This window comes from Aquisalimonas asiatica, from assembly GCF_900110585.1.
Classification (GTDB): Bacteria; Pseudomonadota; Gammaproteobacteria; order Nitrococcales; family Aquisalimonadaceae; genus Aquisalimonas; species Aquisalimonas asiatica.
The window spans coordinates 924,163-930,551 of the sequence record NZ_FOEG01000001.1; the positions used below are offsets into that span (position 1 = coordinate 924,163).

General features: G+C 65.8%; 3 protein-coding genes and 1 tRNA gene. All 4 read right to left on the bottom strand.

Annotation, left to right across the window (positions count from 1 at the left end):
- Positions 1 to 2: 2 nt before the first annotated feature.
- A complete protein-coding gene (gene tig / locus BMZ02_RS04325) occupies positions 3 to 1,364 on the bottom strand; it encodes a trigger factor (RefSeq protein WP_091640196.1) in 1,362 nt (453 codons plus the stop codon).
- A gap of 117 nt (positions 1,365 to 1,481) precedes the next feature.
- Positions 1,482 to 1,566, bottom strand: a tRNA-Leu gene (locus BMZ02_RS04330).
- 151 nt (positions 1,567 to 1,717) lie between these two features.
- A complete protein-coding gene (locus BMZ02_RS04335) occupies positions 1,718 to 3,139 on the bottom strand; it encodes an efflux transporter outer membrane subunit (protein WP_091640198.1) in 1,422 nt (473 codons plus the stop codon).
- Positions 3,132 to 6,272, bottom strand: a complete 3,141-nt coding sequence (locus BMZ02_RS04340) for an efflux RND transporter permease subunit (RefSeq protein ID WP_091640200.1) — start codon at positions 6,270 to 6,272, stop codon at positions 3,132 to 3,134. Before BMZ02_RS04340 ends, BMZ02_RS04335 begins: the two co-directional genes overlap by 8 nt.
- Positions 6,273 to 6,389 lie beyond the last annotated feature (117 nt).

Below are 6,389 nucleotides of genomic sequence, written 5' to 3' on the forward strand. Positions count from 1 at the left end.
GATCAGCCCTCTTTGCTGGTCTCTTCGGTGGACGCTTCGCCGTCTTCGGCCGCTTCGGCCTGCTGCGGGTTGAGCAGGGATTCGAGATCGGTGGGCTTGTCTTCCACCTGCGCCTGCTCGGCCACCCATTCGACGACCTGATCCTCAAGAATGCTCACTTCGAGCCCTTGCATCATCTCGCGGTTCTGGGCGTACTGCTGGAGCATTTCCTGGGGATTCTGGTGACCGGCCACCATGTTCTGGAGCTCCTGCCGGACGCGGTCCTGGTCGACCTGGATGCTGTTGTCGGCGATCAGCTTGTTCATGACCAGCCCCAGGGTCACCCGCCGCCGCGCCTGTTCCTCGAACAGGTCCGCCGGCAGTTCGAGATCATCCGCTGCCTGCCCGGTCTGCGACTGCATGCGCTGGCGCATCTGCTGCTGCATCGACTCGATCTCGCCGTCGACCAGCGCCTTGGGCAGCTCGATTTCGTTGGCCTTGGCCAGGGCGTCGGTCACCTGCTCCTTGAGCTTCGCCTTCTGGGCGCGCTCCACCTCGCGCTCGAGGTTGCTGCGGATCAGGTCGCGCAGCCCCTGCAGGCCGCCTTCCTGGAGACCGACCGACTCCGCCAGGGCGTCGTCCAGCTCCGGGTACTCGGGCGCCTTGACGCTCTTCACGGTGGTTTCGAAGACGGCCGTCTTGCCAGCGATGCCCTCCGTGGGGAAGTTCTCGGGGAAGGTGTACTCGATCTTCTTCTGCTCACCGGCGCGCAGGCCCACAAGCGCTTCCTCGAACTCGGGGGGCATCTGGTTGGCGCCCAGGGTCACCGGGGTGTCTTCGCCCTGGTTGCCCTCGAATTCTTCGCCGTCCACGGTCCCGTGGAAGTCGATGACCACCTGGTCGCCGTCCTCGGCGGCCTTGTCGGCCTCGTTGTAGGTCGCGCGCTGCTTGCGGAGATCCTCGAGAACCTTGTCGATCTCCTCGTCGTTCACGTCCGCGACCGGGCGTTCCAGCTTCATGTCACCCACGCCCTGCACTTCGAACTCGGGCATGATCTCGAAACTCGCCTCGTACTCCAGGTCACCGGACTCGGCACCCTGTTTGAGATCGACATTGGGCGAGCCGGCGGGCTGGAGCGATTCCTGCTGCAGCGCTTCACCGTAGGTCTGCTGCACCACTTCGCTCAGCACTTCCTGGCGCACCTGGCCGCCGAAGCGCTGCTGCACCACTTTCATGGGCACCTTGCCAGGCCGGAAACCATCAAGCCGCACGCGGCCGGCCATGTCTTTCAGGCGTTTCTGGACTTCCCCGTCAACGCGCTCCGCCGGCACCTGGACCCTGATCTTGCGTTCCAGGCCCTCGGCCGTTTCCACTGTTACCTGCATTGATGCCACCTCAAATCCACAAGGCCAAAATCTGAACCAATAAAACCCATGCGCCGCGCGGCAATGCCGTCTGCAGCGATGGATCCGGCCCACGCGCAGCGCGGGCATCCGATCGACTGGTGCGAGTGGCAGGACTTGAACCTGCACGGGTTGCCCCAACGGCACCTAAAGCCGCCGCGTCTACCAATTCCGCCACACTCGCCATGCTGCCTGCGTCGCGATCGGCACCGCGCCAGAGCGCATGGATTATCCTGCGCCCCGGGGGCTGAACGCAACAAGCGCGGGATGATAGCACAACCCACGGCCAGGCTTCGCCCACCCGTCGGCGTTGGTTCACCCCGACCGCCGAACAGCTAGTCGGATTCGGCGCTCACCCCTTCCCCCGGCTGCCAGCCACCCCCGAGCGACCGGTACAGGGTTGCGGTGGCCGCGAGCCGGTCCCGGGTCGCTTCCGACATGGTCAGACGCGCGTCGAACAGTGCACGGCGGGCATCGAGCACTTCCAGGTAGGGGACGTACCCGCCCAAGTAGCGGCGCTCCGCCAGTCGCGCCACTTCAACGCGCGCGCTGATCTCCCGCTCACGGGCCTGCACCCGCTCGTCGGCCGCGGTGAGCACCGTCCAGGCATCACCCACTTCCACAAGCGCATCCTGGATGGTGCCGCGATATTGCAGCTCCGCGAGTTCCCGGGCCGCTTCCGCCTGGTCGATTTCCGCCTGGCGTCGGCCGAAATCCAGGATCGGTATCGCCGCGGTGCCAACAACCTCCCACAGCGTCGCGGGGCCCGTGAACAGATCGCCCACGGAGGTAGCGCCGCTCCCGTAGAAACCAACGAGATCGACACTGGGCAACCACGCGGCACGGGCAGCGCCGATGTCCGCATTTGCCGCCACGAGAAAGGCTTCCGCCGCCCGGACATCGGGCCGGCGCACGAGCAGATCCGACGGGATGGACTCCGGCAGCTCATGCCCGGTCTCGGGAAGATCATCCAGCCCCTGATCGCCAAGGTCGTCCAGACCACTGATCACCGACTCGGCATCCCCCACCAGCACGGCCAGGGCGCGGCGCCGCTGCTGCGCTTCGGAGCGCAACCCGGGCAGCCCGGCCCGGCTGGTCTCCAGCTCGGCCTCCGCCTGCCGGACCGCCAGTTCCGTGGACGCACCGCTGTCCAGGCGTGAGCGCTCCAGGTTGAGCGCTTCGATCAACGAGCCGATGGTCTCTTCGGTGGTCTCGATCTGCGCCCGCACGGCGCGATAATCGAAGTAGGTGGTGACCACATCGCTGATGACGGCGAGCTTTACCGCGTCGCGCGTGTAGGCGGTGCTCAGTAGCTCCGCCCGAGCCGATTCCCGGCTGCGGGACAACCGCCCCCAGAGATCCAGCTCGTAACTGAGCGCCGCACCCACGACGAACTCCGACTCGGTCTCTCCGCCCGTAAGCCCCGGGTTCTCCCGCTCGGCCTCGATGACACCGTCCAGCCGCGGGTAGCGCTCGGCGTCGCTGACCCCGAGCACGGCCCGCGCCTGCTGCACCCGGGCCGCGGCCATTTCCACGTCCAGGTTGTTCTCGACGGCCTCTTCCACGAGACGGTCGAGCACCGGATCGTCGTAGCGCTCCCACCAGAACACCACGTCGTCATAGCCCACGTCCATCTGCTCGGCTATTTCGTCCGGCCACTCCTCGGGCAGCGCGAGATCGGGCCGCTCGTAATCCGGGCCCACCGTGCACGCCGAGACGATCAGCACAGAGGCGCTCAGTAGCCAGGCCTTACGCATTCTGCTCTCCCCCTGTGCGCCGGCGGGACAGACGCTCCTGGAGCCGCTCGGTACCCAGCGAGATCACGTAATAGAACATGGGCACGAACAACAGCGCCAGGAAGGTGGCACTGAGCATGCCCCCGATGATGCCCGTCCCGATGGCCTGCTGACTGTTACCACCTGCCCCGGACGCGAACGCCAGCGGCACGACCCCGAGAATGAATGAGACAGCGGTCATCATGATGGGCCGGAAACGCAGCCGCGCCGCCTCCAGCGCGGCATCGAACAGCTCCAGCCCCTCTCCCCGCTTGAGCAGCGCAAATTCCACGATGAGAATCGCATTCTTGGCCGCCAGGGAGATCAGCACGAGCAGGCCGATCTGGAAGTAGATGCCGTTCTCCAGACCGGTCGCCCAGATCGCCACCAACGCGCCGAAAACGGCGAATGGCACGGCCATCAGCACGGCAAGCGGCAGACTCCAGCGCTCGTACTGGGCAGCCAGGATGAGCACCACGAAGATCACGCCGAGCACGAACGCCACCACGGCGGCGCCGGAGGCCTGCTGTTCCTGATACTCGGCGCCGGTCCAGCCGAGCAGGTAATCGTCCGAGAGCGTGTCCTCGACCACCTGGTTCAGGGCGCGAATCGCATCGCCGGAGCTGTAACCGGGGGCCGGTTCGCCCGTGATGCGCGCAGACGGAAACACGTTGAACCGCTCGACCTCGTCGGGCCCCTGGGTCCGGTGCACGGTGATCAGCGTGGACAGCGGCACCAGCTCCCCCTCCTCCGAGCGCACGAATACCTTGTCCAGATCATCCGGCCGCTCCCGGAACTCGGACTCCGCCTGCATGTGCACGCGCATCACCCGGCCGAAGAGGTTGAAGTCATTGACATAGACCGCGCCGAACGTGCTCTGCATGGCCTCGAAGACGTCACTCATGGCAACGCCGGCGGCGAACGCCCGATCCCGGTCCACGTCCGCCTCGTAGCGCGGCACGTCGTTGTTCAGGGCGGTGCGCAGCCGGGCCAGCTCCGGTCGCGCCTCCGCGGCGTCGATCAGCTCCCGCGCGCGCTGCTCCATGGTGACCATGTCGTCGCCAATGCGGCTCTGGAGGTAGGCCTCAAAGCCGCCGGTGGTGGAGATGCCGGTGATGGGCGGTGGATTGAAGGCCTGGATGCGTGCTCCCGGGATCGCCTCCCCGGTCCGCTCCAGGCGCTCGATTACCGCATCACTGCTCTGGGAGGCCTCGCGACGCTCGGACCAGTTGTTCAGCGTCACGTAGGCGGCCCCGGTGTAGGTCTTGAGGCCGTCGGCCAGCAGATCCATGCCGGAGAAGCTGACCACGTCAGCCACATCGTCGTCATCCAGGGCCTCGGCCCCGAGCCGGTCCATCACATCCTGGGTGCGGTTCAGCGCCGACGCCGGAGGCAGCTCCGCCGCGGCGAACACGTAGCCCTGGTCCTCGTCGGGCACCAGCCCGCCGGGAACCACACGGAACATCACGACAATCGCGGCCAGCAACAGGGCAAACAGCCCCATGCCGATACCGGGATGGCGCAGCAGATAGCGCACACCGCCAACGTAGCCGCGGGTGAGCTGGTTGAAGGCGCCGTTGAACCAGCGAAACGGCCAGGCTGGCCGACGTGGCTCACTGGAGAGCAGCCGCGCGCACATGGCGGGGCTCAGGGTCAAGGCCACGATGCCGGAGATGAAGACGGACACCGCGATGGTAATGGCAAACTGCTGGTACATCTGGCCACTGAAGCCGCCGATGAACGCCACCGGCACGAATACCGCGACGGTCACCAGGGTCATGGCGATGATGGGGGCAGCGACCTCGTCCATGGTCTTGCGGGCCGCCTCCAGGGGGTCCAGCCCCTCTTCCCGCATGACCCGCTCGGCATTCTCCAGGACGATAATCGCGTTATCGACGACAATGCCGATCGCGAGGATCAACCCGAACAGCGTCAGCATGTTCGCCGAAAACCCGAACAGGTACATGCCGGCCAGGGTGCCCACGAGCGAGACGGGCACGGCGACGATCGGTATGGCCGTTGCCCTCAGCGTCTGCAGGAACAGATAGACCACCGCCACCACCAGCACCAGCGCCTGCACCAGGGTGAGCAGCACCCGCTGAATGGATGCGTCGATAAAGGTGGTGGTATCGAAGGGGATGGCGTACTCGAGACTGTCCGGGAACCGCGGTTCGAGATCCTCGAGAATCTGCCGGACACCGGCCGCCGTCTCCAGCGCATTGGCGCCCGGCTCCAGATAGATGCCGACGGGCACCGTCTCCTGGCCATTATGGGTTGCGCTGAAGGCGTACTGGTGCGCCCCCAGCTCCACGCGGGCAACATCGTTCAGACGCAACGCCGAGCCATCGGAGCGACTGCGGAGAATGATCTGCTCGAACTCCTCCACTTCGGAGAAGCGCTCCGGGGTGGTGACGGTATAGGTGAAGTCCAGCCGCCGGTCCTGCGGTTCCGCGCCGAACTCACCGGCCGCGTACTGCTCGTTCTGCTCCTGAACCGCGTCCCGGACATCACTGGGTGTGATGTCGAATTCGGCCATGCGGTCCGGGTGAAGCCAGATACGCATGGAGTAGATCTGGGCGCCGAAGAAGTCCTGATCACCGACACCGGGAGCGCGGCGCAGCTCCGCATAGACGTTACGCCAGACGTAATCACTGATGTAACGGGGATCGAGGCTGCCGTCCGACGAGGTGAAGGTGATCATCTGCAGCATGGACGGAGCGCGCTTCTCCACCGAAATGCCACTGCTGACGACCGTGTCCGGAAGGCGCCCCATTGCACCCTCCACTTCGTTGCTCACGTTGATGGCAGCGATGTCGGGGTCGGTGCCGACCTCGAAGGTGATGATCAACTCCATCTCGCCGTCATCCGTGGAGCTCGAACGCATGTACGCCATGTTGTCGACGCCATCCACCGTGGCCTCGAGCGGCGCCGCTACGGTCTCGGCAACGGCCTCGGCGCTGGCTCCGGGATAACTCGCGGACACCATCACCTTGGGCGGGAGAATGTCGGGGTATTGATCCACCGGCAGCATACGGCCGGCGGCAAGGCCGGCGAGCACGATCAGAATGGAGATGACCGTGGCGAAAACGGGGCGGTCAATGAAGAAGCGAAGCATCAGTTGTCCCCATCGCCATTGCCCTCGATCGCCTCCGCAGCCTCCTCGGCCGCATCGCGTGCATCGGCGGCGACTTCGTCGGTCTCGTCGGTCTCGTCGGTCTCGTCGGTCTCGTCG